Annotated in this window: 16 protein-coding genes and 1 tRNA gene; 6 read left to right on the top strand and 11 right to left on the bottom strand. The window is 66.5% G+C overall.

Features of this window, described 5'->3' with window-relative positions:
• Nucleotides 1–5: 5 nt before the first annotated feature.
• The 8 genes from AC1DS0_RS26680 to AC1DS0_RS26645 form a co-directional block, all read right to left on the bottom strand.
• The gene (locus tag AC1DS0_RS26680) at nt 6–1,292 is read right to left on the bottom strand and encodes a TRAP transporter large permease (protein WP_476817248.1); all 1,287 of its coding nucleotides are present in this window, start codon (nt 1,290–1,292) and stop codon (nt 6–8) included.
• Nucleotides 1,289–1,789 (bottom strand): TRAP transporter small permease, encoded by a 501-nt coding sequence (locus AC1DS0_RS26675; protein ID WP_476817247.1) that lies wholly within the window; start codon nt 1,787–1,789, stop codon nt 1,289–1,291. The genes AC1DS0_RS26680 and AC1DS0_RS26675 overlap by 4 nt, the downstream gene beginning before the upstream one ends.
• A 149-nt stretch (nt 1,790–1,938) precedes the next feature.
• Nucleotides 1,939–2,931: a sialic acid TRAP transporter substrate-binding protein SiaP gene (locus AC1DS0_RS26670; protein WP_476817246.1), complete on the bottom strand. Its 993-nt coding sequence runs from the start codon at nt 2,929–2,931 to the stop codon at nt 1,939–1,941.
• Between the two features lie 78 nt (nt 2,932–3,009).
• The gene (locus AC1DS0_RS26665) at nt 3,010–3,684 is read right to left on the bottom strand and encodes a GntR family transcriptional regulator (RefSeq protein WP_476817245.1); all 675 of its coding nucleotides are present in this window, start codon (nt 3,682–3,684) and stop codon (nt 3,010–3,012) included.
• An 11-nt stretch (nt 3,685–3,695) separates the two neighbouring features.
• Nucleotides 3,696–4,592 carry a dihydrodipicolinate synthase family protein gene (locus AC1DS0_RS26660; protein ID WP_476817244.1) on the bottom strand — a complete coding sequence of 299 codons (897 nt, stop codon included), beginning with the start codon at nt 4,590–4,592 and terminating at the stop codon, nt 3,696–3,698.
• 51 nt (nt 4,593–4,643) lie between these two features.
• Nucleotides 4,644–5,462 (bottom strand): carbohydrate ABC transporter permease, encoded by an 819-nt coding sequence (locus AC1DS0_RS26655; RefSeq protein WP_152013382.1) that lies wholly within the window; start codon nt 5,460–5,462, stop codon nt 4,644–4,646.
• A complete protein-coding gene (locus AC1DS0_RS26650) occupies nt 5,462–6,391 on the bottom strand; it encodes a carbohydrate ABC transporter permease (protein ID WP_476817243.1) in 930 nt (309 codons plus the stop codon). Before AC1DS0_RS26650 ends, AC1DS0_RS26655 begins: the two co-directional genes overlap by 1 nt.
• Before the next feature lie 107 nt (nt 6,392–6,498).
• Entirely contained in the window at nt 6,499–7,848 is a 1,350-nt protein-coding gene (locus AC1DS0_RS26645) for an ABC transporter substrate-binding protein (RefSeq protein ID WP_476817242.1), read from the bottom strand.
• Between the two features lie 184 nt (nt 7,849–8,032).
• Here AC1DS0_RS26645 and AC1DS0_RS26640 point away from each other — a divergent pair, with 184 nt between their 5' ends.
• The 3 genes from AC1DS0_RS26640 to AC1DS0_RS26630 are packed head-to-tail and all read left to right on the top strand — an operon-like array spanning nt 8,033 to nt 10,356.
• Nucleotides 8,033–9,055 carry an aldo/keto reductase gene (locus tag AC1DS0_RS26640; protein ID WP_476817241.1) on the top strand — a complete coding sequence of 341 codons (1,023 nt, stop codon included), beginning with the start codon at nt 8,033–8,035 and terminating at the stop codon, nt 9,053–9,055.
• Between the two features lie 4 nt (nt 9,056–9,059).
• A complete protein-coding gene (locus tag AC1DS0_RS26635) occupies nt 9,060–9,899 on the top strand; it encodes an amidohydrolase family protein (RefSeq protein ID WP_476817240.1) in 840 nt (279 codons plus the stop codon).
• Between the two features lies 1 nt (nt 9,900).
• On the top strand, nt 9,901–10,356 hold the full coding sequence (locus AC1DS0_RS26630) for an RbsD/FucU family protein (protein WP_476817239.1): 456 nt from the start codon (nt 9,901–9,903) through the stop codon (nt 10,354–10,356).
• Between the two features lie 5 nt (nt 10,357–10,361).
• Here AC1DS0_RS26630 and AC1DS0_RS26625 read toward each other — a convergent pair whose 3' ends face one another.
• From AC1DS0_RS26625 to AC1DS0_RS26615, 3 genes are all read right to left on the bottom strand, one after another.
• Nucleotides 10,362–10,748: a DoxX family protein gene (locus AC1DS0_RS26625; protein ID WP_476817238.1), complete on the bottom strand. Its 387-nt coding sequence runs from the start codon at nt 10,746–10,748 to the stop codon at nt 10,362–10,364.
• A gap of 150 nt (nt 10,749–10,898) precedes the next feature.
• The gene (locus AC1DS0_RS26620) at nt 10,899–11,390 is read right to left on the bottom strand and encodes a DUF3617 domain-containing protein (protein WP_476817237.1); all 492 of its coding nucleotides are present in this window, start codon (nt 11,388–11,390) and stop codon (nt 10,899–10,901) included.
• 121 nt (nt 11,391–11,511) lie between these two features.
• Nucleotides 11,512–11,596 (bottom strand) — tRNA-Leu (locus AC1DS0_RS26615).
• A gap of 117 nt (nt 11,597–11,713) precedes the next feature.
• On the opposite strand from AC1DS0_RS26615, the gene AC1DS0_RS26610 reads away from it, so the two are divergent.
• The 3 genes from AC1DS0_RS26610 to bcsN form a co-directional block, all read left to right on the top strand.
• The gene (locus AC1DS0_RS26610; RefSeq protein ID WP_152013390.1) at nt 11,714–12,325 is read left to right on the top strand and encodes a YqaA family protein; all 612 of its coding nucleotides are present in this window, start codon (nt 11,714–11,716) and stop codon (nt 12,323–12,325) included.
• An 8-nt stretch (nt 12,326–12,333) separates the two neighbouring features.
• Entirely contained in the window at nt 12,334–12,864 is a 531-nt protein-coding gene (locus AC1DS0_RS26605) for a disulfide bond formation protein B (protein ID WP_476817236.1), read from the top strand.
• Nucleotides 12,865–13,327: 463 nt separating this feature from the next.
• On the top strand, nt 13,328–13,943 hold a 616-nt coding region (bcsN, locus tag AC1DS0_RS26600; protein WP_476817235.1), incomplete at its 3' end, for a cellulose biosynthesis protein BcsN.

Below are 13,943 nucleotides of genomic sequence, written 5' to 3'. Positions count from 1 at the left end.
GTCGGTTATTTGCCGAGCATCAGGTTCGGCAGCCAGGTCGAGAGCGGCGGCCAGAGCGTGATCGCCACCAGCGTCGCCAGCAGCGGTACAAGCCAGGGCATGATCGCCTTCGACATCGCCTCGAAGCTGATATTGGCGATCTTGGCGGTGACGAAGATGACCACGCCGACCGGCGGGTGGATCGTCCCGAGGATCAGGTTGAAGATGAACATCATCCCGAAATGCACGGGGTCGATGCCGTAGGAATTTGCGGCCGGCACCAGGATCGGGATCAGGATCAGCATCGCCGCCAGCGCTTCCATGAAGCAGCCGACCACCAGCAGCAGAATGTTGCAGACCAGCAGGAAAACCAGCGGGTTGGTGATGTTCTCGACAATCGCAGGCGTCAGCGTCTGCGGCACGCGCGAGATCGACATGCACCAGCCCAGCGCTCCGGCGACCATGACTAGGCACATCACGACGCCGGTCGTCTCGACGGTGTCGACGATGATCTTCGGCAGCTCGCGCAAGTCGAAGTCGCGATAGACGAAGAGGCCGAGGATCAGCGCATAGACCGCGGCGACAGCCGCAGCCTCCGTCGGCGTGAAATAGCCGCTCATCATGCCGCCGAACAGGATGACCGGCGCCATCAGCGCCCAGAAAGCCTCGCGGAACGCCTTGACCACGCCCATGAAGCCCGGGAAGGGGTGACGCGGCAGGTTCCGCTTGGTCGCGATGTACCAGACCATCACCATCATCGCGCCGGCCATCAGGAAGCCTGGAATGACGCCGGCGAGGAAGAGCGCGCCGATCGAGACATCGGCGCTGACGCCGTAGATCACCATTGGCAGCGAGGGCGGAATGATCGGCCCGATCGTCGCCGAGGCCGCTGTGATCGCCGCCGCGGTCGGCCGGTCATAGCCCTCGTCGATCATCGCCTTGATCTCGATCGTGCCAACGCCGGCGGCGTCCGCCACGGCCGAGCCCGACATGCCGGAGAAGATCACGCTGGCGATGATGTTGGCGTGGCAGAGCCCGCCGCGCATCCAGCCGACGACCGCGGTGGCGAAGGCGAAGATCTTCTCGGTAATCCCGGCCGAGTTCAGGATGTTGCCCATCAGGATGAACAGCGGCGCCGCCAGCAGCGGGAAGGAGTTCGCCGCCTGGGCGATCTTCTGCGGCACGATCGAGAGCGTGAGGTCGCCGAAAAAGACGAAGGCGAAGGCGGCAAGGCCCATCGAGGCGAAGAGCGGAACACCCGCCAGCATGGCGAGGAGCCAGACCCCGCCGATCTGGAACATCAGCGTGGTCATTCGATCACCTCGCTGGCGACCGGCGAGACGAAACGGCGCCCGGCGAACGCGTCACTGCATTCGACCAGCGCCTGGAACACCACGTAGACGCCGACCAGCACCATCGGCGCGTAGATCCAGCCGACCGAGATCGGCATCGCCGTCGCCTCGAGATCGTAGTTGCGCTCGACCAGCTCGGCGCCCTGCCAGATCATCAGGAGACCGAACAGCGCGACCGCGAGCTGGATGATCACCTCGGCGAGGCGGTGCAGGCGCTCCGGCAGGAAGTCGATGAAGAAGGTGATGCGGATGTGGACGCGCCGACGCGAGGCCAGCACCCAACCGAGCGCCGCGGCCCAGACCAGGAGATAGCGCGAGAGTTCGTCGGTCCAGATCAGCGGGTCGTCGAGCGCCCGTGTGATCACGCCGAGCATGACCGCCGTCAGCATGGCGATGAGCACGATCACGGCGAGGGCTTCGATGGCCCGGTCGGACCATCGGGCGAGGTGCTGGAGCATGATGGTTGTTCCGGTGGGAGCGCGTTTGATGTCGTCCCGGGGGACCGAAGGAAGACCCGGGACCCATGCCGGAACGGTTCAGGCATGGGTCCCGGATCGGCGCCGCTAGCGCGGCTTGTCCGGGACGACCCGTCGTCGCAGGCAGTATGTCAAAGACCCTGGATGCGATCCCAGAGGCCCTTGCCCCATTTGCTCTCGAACTTGGCCGGCAGGGTCGCCAGCACCGGCTTGCGGAAGCTTTCGAGGTCAGGCGTGATCACCGTCATGCCGGCCTTGCCGAGGGTGTCGGCGAGGCCGCTCTCCTGGGTGATGATCTCCTTGTCCTGCCAGGCGGCGGAGGCGTCGACCGCAGCCTTCAGTACGGCCTGATCGGCGCCTGAGAGCTTCTTCCAGGCCGCCTCGTTCACGATCACCAGCCGCGGCGTGATGATGTGGGCGCTGAGGATCAGGTACTTCTGGACCTCGCCAAGCTTGGCAGAGGCGATGGTCGGCAGCGGGTTCTCCTGGCCGTCGACCGCCCCTTGCGAGAGCGCCAGATAGAGCTCGCTGAAGTTGAGCGGCGTCGGCTTGGCGCCCCAGGCCTCGGCCATCGCCTTGAAGGTGTCGACCTCCGGCACGCGCAGCTTGAAGCCCTTCATATCCTCGGCCGAGCGGATCTCCTTCTTGCCGCTCGTGATGTGGCGCACGCCGTAATAGTTGACGCCGATGACGCGCATACCGCGCTTCTCGACCAGGGCCTTGTTGAGCTCCTCCATCAATGGCGAGGAGAGCGCGCGGGTCATATGGGCCGGATCGCGCCAGATATAGGGCGCCTCGATGATCGAGAGCTGCGGCACGAACTGGCCGAGCTGGGCGGCGCCTTCCGTCACCATGGTCAGCGCGCCAGAGGCGACCGACTCGACCATGTCGCGGGACGAGCCAAGCTGGCCGCCCGGAAAGCTCTGGATCTCGATGCGCCCGCCGGTCTTCTCCTTGATCTCGGCGGCCGCCTTGAGCGCCGCCTGCGGCGAGGGATGCGTCACCGGCTGGCCATCGCCCCAGCGCAATACGGTCGCCTGCGCGCGCAGCACGCTCGGCATCGCGATCATGGCGCCGGCTGCGGCCGAGCTCGCGAGAAAGGCGCGTTTCGTCAGCTTAATCATCGTGTTCTCCTCCCTGAACGGCCGGTTTTCCGGCTCGCTGTCCCAGCGCCTTGGTCTCGATCGGCGCCTGATCGCTCGTCAGTAGCTCATCGCCCTCGTCCGGGCGTTGTTGATATGCGTGCTCATCTCCGCCGCAGCCGCCTCGGGATCACGCGACTCGATCGCGGCGATGATCTTGAGATGGTCCTGCATCACCGGGATCAGGATGTGATTCTGGATCCGCGTCTCGTATTGCCGGATCAGCCGGATCTTCAGCCAGGTGACGCGAAAAGCCTGGCTGACGATGTCGTTGTCGAGATGGTCGATGATCATCTCGTGCATCAGCCGGTCGACATTCTCCGCGTCCTCGATCAGCGTCTCGTCGCCACCGGCCTCGGCACGACGGATAATCGCCTCATGGCGCTGGCGCTGCTCGGCGACCTCCTCGTCGGTCGCGGTCCGCGTATAGGCGGCCGTCGCCTCCTTCTCGAGGAAGAGGCGGAACTGGAAGGCGTTGCGGATCAGGTTGAGGTCGACATGGGCGACCTGCATGCCGCGCTGCGGCACGGTCTTGATCAGCCCCTCCGCCTCCAGCCGCGGGATCAATTCGCGGATGGCGCCGAGCGGATAGCCCGTCATCGCGACGAGCTCGCGCTGGGTGACGAACTGGCCCGGCCGGATCTCGCGAGCGAGCAGCCGCTCGGTGAAGCTGGCATAGGCCCGCTCCCTGAGCTTCAGCGGTTCGCCGTCGCGGTCCGGCTCGGACTGGCTCATCGCATCCTCCTTCAGGCCGCCCTGGCGCGAGTGATCCGGTCGAAAGCGGCGAACAGCGCCTTGCGCTGGCCCTCGTCGAGCGCAACCAGCGGCGCCCGCATCGGGCCATAGCCGTCATCGCCATGGAGATGGCCGACCAGCGCCTTGACCGCCGGCAGCACCGGATAGGAGCAAATCTCATCGACCAGCGCGTTCACCGTCGCATCCTCGGCGCCCTCATAGACGATCGGGCGCAGCAGATGCGGCACCAGATTGGCGACGCCGCAGATCGAGCCCTGCGCGCCGGCACGAACGGCGCGGCCGAGCAGGCGCTCGTCGCCGACCAGGATGGCGAGCTCGCCATGCGCCTTCAGGAAAGCCTCGGTCGTCGGGTAATCGCAGGAGGAATCCTTGACGCCGGTGACGACGCCTGGAAACGCCTTCTTCAGCCGCTCGACCAGCCCGACGGAGATGTCGACCGCGGTTACCGAGGGGATGTGGTAGAGGATGGTATTGCGGGCGGAGGGGCCGAGCTTCTCGAAGAACTGCGAGAACCAGGCATAGAGCCCCTCGTCGCCGACGCCCTTGAAGTAGAAGGGCGGCGCGACCAGCAGGCCCTTGGCGCCGACATTGAGCGCCGTCTGCGCCTGGTCGACCGCCTCGTGCAGTGAAGACGCGGCGACGCCGGCATAGATCTGCCTGGCCGGGTCGATGCCGGCGCCGACCAAAGCGCCGAGCATGGCGGTGCGGGCCGGGCTGCCGAGCGCCGCGCCCTCGCCGGTGGTGCCGAACAGCGTGACGCTGTCGCAGCCATTGGCCAGCACATGCTTGGCATGGTGGACGAGCCGCGGCAGGTCGACGGCGCCGCCTTCCCGCATCGGCGTGGTGATGGCGCAGGAGAGGCCGAAGCGGTTGGGATTCAGAGCCATTTCGAAGTGTCTTTCCGTGAGATGTGCGACTGGGAGATTGGGCAGGCGATATCAGCCATCCTTGAGACCTCCGGCGGAGAGGCCGGCGACGATCTCGCGCTGGGCGAGGACGGTCAGCAGCAGGACGGGCAAGGTCACGAGCAAAGCGGCGGCCGCGAGCGGGCCCCAGGAGATCTGCTCGAAGGTCAGCGAGTTGTAGACGGCGGACGGCAGCGTGCGGCTCGCCTTGCCGCCGAGCACGACCGAGAAGATGAAGTTGTTCCAGGAGAAGATGAAGGCGAGGATGCCGCCAACGACGATGCCGGGCCGGGCCAGAGGCAGCGCGACATGGCGGAAGGCCTGCCAGGTCGTGGCGCCGTCGATACGGGCCGCGTCCTCCAGCTCCATCGGCACGTTCTCGAAGTACCCGATCATGATCCAGACGATGATCGGGATGGTGATGACGAGATGGGTGATCACCAGCGCCGTCACCGTGCCGACGAGGCCGGTGATCTGGAAGAGCAGGAAGAGCGGGATCAGGTAGGACAGCGCCGGCGTCATCCGCGCGACCAGGATCAGGATCGCGAACTTGTGGGCCTTGCCGCGGGCGATGCCGTAGCCCGCCGGCACGCCGACAGCCAAGCCGACCAGCACGGCGCCGCCCGTCACCAGGATCGAATTCCAGAGATAGAGCGCGAAATTGTTCTTCTCGAACACGTCGAGATAGTTGGCGAAGGTCGGCGGGCTCGGGATGAACACCGGCGGGAAGGCGGTGTTGTCGAGCTCGTTCTTCAGCGAAAGCGAGATCATCCAGAGGAAGACCAGCACCGCCGGCGAGACCAGCACGAAGACCGAGGCGTAGAAGCCGAATTTGGAGAGGAGCCGCTTCATCACGCGTTCCACTTCGACTTCTGGCGCGCATAGAGCAGCAGCAGCGACAGCATGATGATGATGACGAAGAAGATCACCACGACCGCCGAGGCGTAGCCGATCTTGTAGAACTGGAAGGCCTGCAGATAGAGGAAGATGTTGAGCGTCTCGGACGCCGTCCCGGGGCCACCCTGGGTGATCACGAAAATCGTGTCGAAGGCCTTCAGCGCATCGATGGTGCGGATCACGATCGCGACCATGATGAAGGGCCAGACCAGCGGCAGGGTGATGTGCCGGAACATGTGCCAGGCATTGGCGCCGTCGATCAGAGCGGACTCGTAAGGTTCTCGCGGCAGCCCGGCCAATCCGCCGAGCACGATCAGCATGACCAGCGGCGTCCAGTGCCAGACCTCGACCAGGATCAGCGTCGGGATCACGGTACCCGGCGAATAGACCCAAGCCTGCGGGCCGATGCCGACCAGCGAGAGCAGGTAGTTCAGCACGCCGAGCTGAGGATGGAACATCATCGTCCAGACCAGCGCGACCGCGACCGGCGTCGCCATCATCGGCATGACGAAGATGGTGCGCAAAAGGCCGCGGAACGGGAATTCGCGATGGAAGACCAGCGCCGCAGCCGTGCCGAACAGGATCGGCAGCACGACCGCGAGCACCGTGTAGTAGAAGGTGTGCCCCATCGACTCGATGAAGCGCGGATCGCGGGCGAGCTCGACGAAGTTCTGCAGGCCGACGAATTCCTGGCCGCCGCCGATCTTCCAGTCCTGCGTCGACATGTAGAGCGTGAACAGCCAGGGGAAGACGATCACGCTGGCGATGATCAGCACCGCCGGCAGGGAGAACAGCCAGTAGCGCGGCGTGAAATCCCGCGAATCCGCCGCAGAAGCTTGCGCCGGGCTCGTCAGGCTACTGGCTGGCAAGGTGGTGCTGGTCATGTGTTGGAACCGTCATGCTCGGGCTTGACCCGAGCATCTCTTGGAAAATGCACTCTGGTCACGTCATGGCCGGGTCAGGCCCGGCCATGACGTGCAATGACTAGCCCTCAGCCCTGCTCGCTCTTGGCCAGCACCGGCGCGAAGGCTTCCGTCGCCTTCTTCAGCTCGGCTGCGACATCCGCGCCGCCGATCGCATTGGTCAGCGCCACCCCGAAGACGTCACGGAACTCGGTGACCGGAACGATCTGCGGCAGCGCGGCGCGGGCGATCTTGGCCGAGTTCAGCAGGCAGTCGAAATACTGCTTGCCGAATTTCGAGGCCTCGATCGTTGCCGTGTCGAGATAGGCCGAAGAGCGGGCCGGAGCGCCGGCGCCGGCCTTCAGCATGGCGAGCTGCTGGACCTTGTTGGTGATGAACTGGATGTAGAGCCAGGCCGCCTCCTTCTTGGAGGAGCCGCGCGAGATGCCGATGCCGTCGCCGAACATGCCGGCATGATGCGCCTTCGGCCCAGGCGGAGTGACGCCATAGCCGACCTTGCCGACGATGCGCGACTTGCTGGGGTCCTCGAGCGGCGTCGCAAAGCCGATGCCGTCGAGCCACATGGCGGCGCGGCCCTGCATGAAGGTGGTCTGGCATTCGTTCCAATTGAAGCCGACCGAGCCGACCGGGCCGGTGTCCTTGTTGAGCTTCTTGTAGAGCTCGGCGGCCCAGATCGCCTCGGGCGTATCGGTCAGGAGTTTGCCATCGGCCGAGGTGGTCTCGACGCCTTGGCCGAGCAGCAGGCAGGCCCAGACCGGGACGTTGGCATTCTTCAGGCCGCGCGAGACGAAGCCGGCGACACCCTTGGCGGGGTCGTGCAGCTTGGCGGCGGCGACCGCCATCTCGTCCATGCTCTTGGGATAGGCGACGCCCTTCGCGTCGAACAGCTCCTTGTTGTAGTAGAGCATCCAGTAGTCGACGAAATAGGGCAGCGTATCGAGTGCCCCATCAGCCTGGCGGGCATAGGCCACCGCGCCGGCGCCGAAATCCTCGAAGTTGAAATCAGGCGAGGTCAGCGAGGCGTCCTTGATCATGGGCGAGAGGTCGGCGAACCATTTGCCCTTGGCCGCCATGCGCTTCTGCACATGCAGTGAGATCGCGCTGACGTCGAAGCTCGGCTTGCCGGAGGCGAACTCGATCACGGCCTTCTGGCGCTGCTGCTGCTCCGGCACCTGCTCGGAGGAGACCTTGATGCCAGTGAGCTCGGTGAATTCCTTCTCGGCGGCCTGGAACAGATCCGAGCGCGGGTTCTTGACCAGCAGCACGTCGATCGACTGGCCGGAGAAGCGCTTCCAGTTGAAGGCGGACTGGGCATGCGCCTCGCGCAGCACCAGCGGCGAGGCGATGGCGCCGGTCGCGCCGAGCGCGGCGGCGCCGCGCAGCAGGCCACGCCGCGTCGGCTTCAGAATCTCGGTCATGGATGTCCTCCCCTGGACTGATGCGCGGCTATTACGGGCCGTCTTGATCCGGTTCCGGCAGGCAGGCTCAGCATCGCCCGCACCCACCGGAATGGTGCGCACGCTAGTCCGGAACGAAGGCGGTTGCAAGCTAACATGTTGACGTGCACATAGTGATGCAACACGACCGAGCATCCGGGCTTCAATGACGACTTCCACGCTTCCCATTCGCCCTCTCGGCCGCTCCGGCCTGAAGGTCACGACGCTCGGTTTCGGCGGCGCGCCGCTCGGCGATCTCTATGGCCATCTCGACGAAGCCGGCGCGATCGCGACGGTCGAGACGGCGCTCGCATCGGGCATCAACCTGATCGACACGTCACCGCTCTACGGCCATGGCCTCTCCGAGCACCGGATCGGCGCTGCGCTGCGGCGCTCCGGCCGAAAGGACGTGGTGATCTCGACCAAGGTCGGCCGCGTCGCCGAGCCCTTCGCCGGACGCGGTAACGGTTCCGGCTATCTCGGCGGCCTGCCGCACGGCTTACGCTTCGACTATTCCTATGACGGCGCCATGCGCTCGCTGGAGCAGTCGGCGCTACGCCTCGGCATCGACCGCATCGATGTCGTGCTGATCCACGACGTCGATGTCTGGACCCATGGCAAGGACGCGATCGAGGCCCGCTTTGCCGAGGCCATGGGCGGCGCCTATCGCGCCCTCGAGAAGCTCCGCGCCGCCGGCGCGGTCAAGGCCATCGGCGTCGGCGTCAACGAAGCCGAGATGTGCGAGCGTTTCGCGAATGCCGGCGATTTCGACACGATGCTGCTCGCCGGGCGCTACTCCCTGCTGGAGCAGCCGGGGCTCGCCTCCTTCATGCCGCTGGCGCAGCAGAAAGGCATCGGCCTGATGCTGGGCGGCGTCTTCAACTCCGGCATCCTCGCCACCGGCCCGATCGCAGGCGCCAAGTACAACTACCAGCCGGCGCCGCCCGCCATCCTCGCGCGCGTGGCGGCGATCGAGGCGGTCTGCACCCGCCATGGCGTGCCGCTGCGCCGTGCCGCCCTGCAGTTCCCGCTCGGCCATCCCGCGGTCGCGAGCCTGGTCATGGGCGCGGTCAAGCCGGAAGAGGTCGCCGATCAGGTCATCGAGATCTCAGCCCCGGTTCCGGCGGCCCTCTGGACAGAGCTGAAAACCAAGGGTCTGCTTGGCGCCGATGTCCCGGTCCCGGCCTGACCTCATGCGCATCGACGCCCACCAGCACTTCTGGAGCCTCGCCCGCGGCGATTATGGCTGGCTGACGCCGGCGCTCGGGCCGATCTATCGCGATTTCGGCCCGGCCGATCTCGCGCCGCTCGTTGCTGCCCATGTCATCGAACGCACCATCCTGGTCCAGGCGGCCCCGACGGAGGCCGAGACCGTCTACCTCCTCGACATCGCTGCGAAGACGCCTTTCGTCGCCGGCGTCGTCGGCTGGACCGATTTCGATGCACCCGACGCAGCGAAGCGCATCACAGCCCTGGCCGGCGATCCGCTGCTCGTCGGCCTGCGGCCCATGGTCCAGGACATCGCAGACGACAACTGGCTGGCGCGCCCGGAACTGGCGCCAGCCTTCAAGGCGATGGTCGTAGACGGCCTCGTCTTCGACGCGTTGCTGAAGCCGCGCCATATCCCCGCGATGCTCATGGTGCTGGAGCGGCATCCCGATCTCGCCTGCGTCATCGACCATGGCGCCAAGCCCGATCTCGTATCCGGTGATCTCGCCGCCTGGCGCAACGGCATCAGCGCCCTTGCCGCGCATCCTGGCCTCTTTTGCAAGCTCTCAGGTCTCGTCACCGAAGCTGGCCCGGACTGGACGCTCGCGACACTGGCGCCGGTCGTCGAACACCTCCTCGCCAGCTTCGGTCCGGAGCGCTTGATCTTCGGCAGCGACTGGCCGGTGGTGACACTACGCGCCTCCTATGCGCATTGGGTCGAGGCGGCCGAAATTCTCCTCGCCAGCCTCACAGAAGCGCAGCGCATTGCCGTCTTCGGCGGCAATGCCGCAAAGCTCTATCTCTCGCAGCGCGGACGTCAGTGACATGCTTAGGGATATCGACCCGGTCCTCTCCGCCGACCTGCTCTGGGTCCTCGCCGCCATGGGCCATGGCGACGATCTCGCCCTCGTCGACGCCAATCACCCAGCCGAAAAGATCGCCCGCGCCACCACCAGCGGTCGCCTGGTGCGCCTGCCCGGGCTTTCCATGGCACGGGCGGCGCGCGCCATCCTCTCGGTGCTGCCGATCGACGACTTCGAGCCGCAGCCGGCACGGCGCATGCTGGTTGTCGGCGATGCCGCGGCGATCCCCGAAGTGCAACATCAGGTCCAGGCCGAGCTCGACCGCGCGCTCGGGCGTCCGGAGCCGCTTGCCGGCATCGAGCGCTTCGCCTTCTACGAGGCGGCGAAGCAGGCCTTCGCCGTGGTGCAGGTCGGCGACCCCCGCCCCTATGGCTGCTTCCTGTTCCGCAAGGGCGTGATCGCCGGCGAGCCGGGCTGAGCGGCTCAGGCCTGGCCGATCAGCCCGAGGATGCCGCCGGCGATCGCGATGTTGGCGACGAAGCCATTGAAGCGGTTGGCCCGGTCCAGCCCCTGATGATCCCAGAAATTGTTGAACATCGGCGTCGCCGCGACGAGGAAACCGAGCAGCATCAGCGCGGCCAGCGAGACCTGGATGCCGCAGATGATCATCAAGCCGGCGATGGTCTGCAAGGCGATCCCGAGCCACAGGGTGACGGCGGGCAACGGCACGCCGCGGGCGCCCATCAGGCTCGCCAACAAGCCCCTGTTGACGATATTGCGCAGGCCGGCGAAGGCGAAGGCCCCGCCCAGAAGCAGCCGCCCTGCGACGGCGGCGCTCTCCGCGCCGGCCAGAATGATGTCCGTTGCCATGTCCGTCCTCGTCCGGTGAAGCGCGCTTCACAGGACGGCATGGCCGCTGCAGCGCTCTCCAACAGGACGAACCGGCTCGGCCAGATGTGACATGCCAGCCGAATTTTTTCTTCGGCGGATGCGAGCTACCGTTTCGGCCGGCAACGGGAGCTAGGGCTTCGCGCCTGCCGCCCCCGGCATCGAGATGACCTTGCCATCGGGCATGATGATGTCGCCGGGCTTCTGGCCCGGGCCGCAATCGCCGACACGCTTGGCTTCGACCACGAGCTTGCGCTCGACCGTCCCCGCCTGTCCGGGCATGCCAGTGAGCTTGGTGCCCCCCTCGGTGCGCACGCTCGTCTGGAAATCGCCGGTGACGACGCTGCTGCCGACAGCCTTGATCTGGCCGATCGTGCACTCGGTCGCAACGGCATAGCCGGTCGCGGTCTTCGTCACCTCCATCTTGGAGCAGGCGGCGCCAGCCATGCCGCCGACCATGGCGCGGTCGGTGCCGGGACCGACACATTGCTTGGCACTCGTCTCTCCCTCGGCGCTCGTCGACTTGCTCTCCCAGAGGCCCGGCCTGCGCTGCGGAAGCTCGTCGGCGAACGCCGGAACGGCCCCGAGAACGCTGGTTGCGACGGCGATGGCGGCTATCCTCATGCTGAGTCTCCTCGGCTGCCCGTAAGGATCGATTCGGGGCGGCAAGACAGAGCGGGGGCGAGCGGCGATTTTAGGGCGAGCGGCCTATGCAACGGGAGAGCGGCAAGCTGCCGTGGAAAAATGGTGCCCCTGGCCGGGATCGAACCAGCACTCCTTGCGGAACTCGATTTTGAGTCGAGCGCGTCTACCAATTCCGCCACAGGGGCCCTTTTCAGGCGGGGCGGACTATAGCGATAGCCGAAGGCCGGTCAATCTCGCGTGAACGGCTTTTCCTACGACGTCGCAGCCATGGACGGAAGGCTCGGCGCCCGCTAAGGGGCGGCATGTTCGAACGCCTCTATCTCTGGACGCTCTCGCTTGCTGCCCGCCGCAGCGCGCAGGTCTGGCTCGCCGTCGTCGCCTTCATCGAGAGTTCCTTCTTCCTGATCCCGGCCGACGTGCTGTTCGTGCCGATGGCACTGGCCAAGCCCGAACGAGCCTATCGCCTCGCCCTGATCGCGACGGTGTTCTCGACGCTCGGCGGCATCGCGGGCTACGCGCTCGGCTACTACGCCTTCGACGCGCTGGCGCGGCCGGTCCTCGCCTTCTACGGCAAGCTCGGCGCCTTCGAGCAACTGCGCGCCTGCGCCGGCCCCGACACCACGCTGCTGCTTTTGACCACCTCGGGCCTGGCACATCTGCCGCCGATCAAGGTGGTGACGATCCTGGCCGGCGCCGTCCATATCGGTCTCGGCTTCTTCGTGCTCTCCTGCGTGCTCGCCCGCGGCGCCCGCTTCTTCGCCCTCGCCTTCCTGCTGCGCCGCTATGGCGAGACAATCCGCCACTTCATCGAGAAGCGGCTGAAGCTGATCGCGCTCGGCGGCGCCGCCCTCCTGATCCTGCTCTATTTCGGCCTCAAGCTGCTGACAGGGTCGGGCCAATTGCTCTCCTGCTGAGTACCGCCATGACCGGCCCTGCCTCGCGCCTCCTCGCCGATCCCCGCCGCCTGATCGCCCTGATCGGGCTCGCCAGCCTCGCTTTGATCGGCGGCGCCTGGTTCTTCGAGCTGGTCCTGCATCTGCGCCCTTGTAAACTCTGCCTTGAGCAGCGGGCACCGCATTACGCCGTGATCGGCCTGACGACGCTCGCACTGATCTTCGTCCGCTCGCGCCGGCTGCAGATCGCGGTCCTGATCGTCCTCGCTTTGCTGATGGCCTGGAGCACCGGGCTCGGCGTCTACCATTCCGGCGTGGAGTGGGGGATCTTCGCCGGCCCGAACGATTGCGGCGGCACGCCGGCTCCGGCGGCCGCCGGCGTCCAGGACCTGATGAAGCAATTGCAGACGACCCGGATCGTCTCCTGCACGGAAGCCGCCTGGCGCTTCCTCGGCCTCTCCCTCGCCGGCTGGAATGCGCTCGCCTCGCTCGGGCTGCTGGCCATCGCCCTGCTGGGGCTGCGGAACGCCTCGCAGCGTCCGGAAGCATCGCAGGGCTGACGCTCCACAGCAATTTCGGTCAGTCCGAAACGGCGTTTCAGCGGCGGCCCTGGCCGCCACATCCCGTCGCGATGAGCCCCTCTTTCAAGGCGGTAGCTTGCCTTGATTCGCCTCTGCCCGACGGCCATCGAGCGGCCGATGCACGGCCTGCCGGCATGATCGGCGGTTGGAATAGCCGCGCGAATCATCTGTATTGCACCCAAGAATCGGGTGCTCAGGCCACATTTCTGGCGGGTAGCGGGACAGTAAGGTCGCGTTAACCTTTATTAATCGATGGTCAACATATGACGATGCCGACCAGATACGGACCGGCGCGCCGATGAACGTCGCAGGGCAGGGTCCAGCCATACGTTCCGCACGGCGCCCCCCAGCGCAGAGGCGGGCAGTGATATCTGTCGCGGCCGGCTGCCTAAGCTTGGCCATGGCCGGGTGCGGCGAGCAAAGACTTTCCGAATCGGAACTGGTGACGGCGACGCGCTCGCTCTCGGTCGATCCGAGCCGGGCGATGATCGTGCTGCCGCCCGGCAGCCCACCGGTGATCGGCATCACCCAGCGCAGCTACGAGAACGCGATCGCGCAGACGATCTCGCTGGCGACGCGCGGCCGCACGCCCGGCGAGAACATGATCGAGGTCGCCTTCTTCACCGCGGCCGACCTGCCGGACAGCGCCGGCGTCGAGGGCAATCTGCTCAAGCTGCCGGGGATCGACGACTTCGCCGTCGCGCAGGACATGGAGGAGCGCCTGCCGGGCGTCGCCATGGCGCCCTCCGCCGTCTTCGTCCAGAACAAATACGGGCCGTTCGGCTACGCCTTCGGCCGTGGCACCGGCGGCGAGGCCTGCCTCTACGCCTGGCAGCGCATCGCCGATGGCGACAGCATCTTCCGGCCGAAATCGGGCGCGGTCTCGGTCCGCATGCGCATCTGCGACCCCAAGGCGAGCGAAGCCTCGCTACTGCGCCTTGCTTACGACTATTCGCTCAACGCCTCGCTGCGGCGCAGCGGCTGGGGCCCGGCCGGGGATGCGCCGGCGCCTGCGCCGGGGCTCGGCCAGGCCGGCGCGCCGATCTACCCGCTGCCGC

It is taken from the genome of Allobosea sp. P4_H5 (assembly GCF_056400825.1).
This window is presented reverse-complemented; position numbering and strand designations above follow the sequence as displayed.

Excerpts from the sequence above, each read along its gene's own strand:
- AC1DS0_RS26680 (WP_476817248.1), bottom strand. The coding sequence starts at position 1,292 with ATGACCACGCTGATGTTCCAGATCGGCGGGGTCTGGCTCCTCGCCATG.
- AC1DS0_RS26675 (WP_476817247.1), bottom strand. The coding sequence starts at position 1,789 with ATGCTCCAGCACCTCGCCCGATGGTCCGACCGGGCCATCGAAGCCCTC.
- AC1DS0_RS26670 (WP_476817246.1), bottom strand. The coding sequence starts at position 2,931 with ATGATTAAGCTGACGAAACGCGCCTTTCTCGCGAGCTCGGCCGCAGCC.
- AC1DS0_RS26665 (WP_476817245.1), bottom strand. The coding sequence starts at position 3,684 with ATGAGCCAGTCCGAGCCGGACCGCGACGGCGAACCGCTGAAGCTCAGG.
- AC1DS0_RS26660 (WP_476817244.1), bottom strand. The coding sequence starts at position 4,592 with ATGGCTCTGAATCCCAACCGCTTCGGCCTCTCCTGCGCCATCACCACG.
- AC1DS0_RS26655 (WP_152013382.1), bottom strand. The coding sequence starts at position 5,462 with ATGAAGCGGCTCCTCTCCAAATTCGGCTTCTACGCCTCGGTCTTCGTG.
- AC1DS0_RS26650 (WP_476817243.1), bottom strand. The coding sequence starts at position 6,391 with ATGACCAGCACCACCTTGCCAGCCAGTAGCCTGACGAGCCCGGCGCAA.
- AC1DS0_RS26645 (WP_476817242.1), bottom strand. The coding sequence starts at position 7,848 with ATGACCGAGATTCTGAAGCCGACGCGGCGTGGCCTGCTGCGCGGCGCC.
- AC1DS0_RS26640 (WP_476817241.1), top strand. The coding sequence starts at position 8,033 with ATGACGACTTCCACGCTTCCCATTCGCCCTCTCGGCCGCTCCGGCCTG.
- AC1DS0_RS26635 (WP_476817240.1), top strand. The coding sequence starts at position 9,060 with ATGCGCATCGACGCCCACCAGCACTTCTGGAGCCTCGCCCGCGGCGAT.
- AC1DS0_RS26630 (WP_476817239.1), top strand. The coding sequence starts at position 9,901 with ATGCTTAGGGATATCGACCCGGTCCTCTCCGCCGACCTGCTCTGGGTC.
- AC1DS0_RS26625 (WP_476817238.1), bottom strand. The coding sequence starts at position 10,748 with ATGGCAACGGACATCATTCTGGCCGGCGCGGAGAGCGCCGCCGTCGCA.
- AC1DS0_RS26620 (WP_476817237.1), bottom strand. The coding sequence starts at position 11,390 with ATGAGGATAGCCGCCATCGCCGTCGCAACCAGCGTTCTCGGGGCCGTT.
- AC1DS0_RS26610 (WP_152013390.1), top strand. The coding sequence starts at position 11,714 with ATGTTCGAACGCCTCTATCTCTGGACGCTCTCGCTTGCTGCCCGCCGC.
- AC1DS0_RS26605 (WP_476817236.1), top strand. The coding sequence starts at position 12,334 with ATGACCGGCCCTGCCTCGCGCCTCCTCGCCGATCCCCGCCGCCTGATC.